We start from the raw sequence: 1,112 nt of genomic DNA, 5'->3' as shown, positions 1-1,112 counted from the left end.
CCTGAAACGCTATAGGTAAGATTCTCAACACCCTGGTTATCATCAAAATAAGATAAAAGACTAATATTCTCTGTTACCACACCAATTGTTCGCTCTATATCTGGAAGTTCTGAAGCGATCGTGGGACTACCGGGATTGATCTCCCAGTTAAAACTAAGCGCTACCGCATCACTGGTTTCAGTATCGCTATCATCTACTGTTACCGTAACGGTATAAGGACTGTTTGCAGCTGTACCGGAATTGATCGTACCCCCTATTTGCCCATTTGTTGGTTCTATAATCACTCCGGAAGGGGCGCCGCTTATGCTATAGGTTAGATTACCGTCACCACCACTAGCAGAAACTGCCAGACTACCATCTAAAGCATCACCCTCGAAATTTATTTGGTCTTCAATTGCAGCTACCTCAATAGGAGTTCCAGATTTGATCTCCCAGTTAAAACTAAGCGCTACCGCATCACTGGTTTCAGCATCGCTATCATCTACTGTTACCGTAACGGTATAAGGACTATTGCTAGCTGTACCAGAATTGATCGTTCCACCTATTTGCCCATTGCTAGGTCCTATAACTACTCCTGAAGGAGCTCCGCTTATGCTATATTTTAAATTGCCATCGCCGCCACTAGCAGAGACTGCAAGACTACCATCTAAAGCATCACCCTCAAAATTCACCTGGTCTTCAATTGCAGCTACCTCAATAGGAGTACCAGATTTAATCTCCCAGTTGAAACTAAGCTTTACCGCATCACTGGTTTCAGCGTCGCTATCATCTACTGTTACCGTAACGGTATAAGGACTATTAGCAGCAGTACCGGAATTGATAGCTCCACCTATTTGCCCATTGGTAGGTTCTATGACTACTCCCGAAGGGGCGCCACTTATGCTATAGGTTAAATTACCATCACCCCCACTAGCAAAAACTGCCAGGCTACCATCTAAAGCATCTCCCTCAAAATTCACCTGATCTTCAATTGCTGATACATTAATTGGAGTACTGGGAACTCCCGAGGCCACTCCCAGGATCTCTATTCCGTTGACTAAAGGGTTTTCAATTGCTCCATGGATAAAAGATATCTCTAACACCCCGTCTGTGACTTCAACTTCTTTAATAAT

1 protein-coding gene is annotated in these 1,112 nt (G+C 43.9%); it reads right to left on the bottom strand.

Annotation, left to right across the window (positions count from 1 at the left end):
* On the bottom strand, positions 1–1,112 hold a 1,112-nt coding region (locus tag B5440_RS08615; RefSeq protein ID WP_200805509.1), incomplete at both ends, for a putative Ig domain-containing protein.

This window comes from Salegentibacter salarius, assembly GCF_900168265.1.
GTDB classification, from domain to species: domain Bacteria; phylum Bacteroidota; class Bacteroidia; order Flavobacteriales; family Flavobacteriaceae; genus Salegentibacter; species Salegentibacter salarius.
The sequence above is the reverse complement of the archived record's forward strand: the minus strand, read 5'-3'. Positions and strand labels throughout refer to the sequence as shown.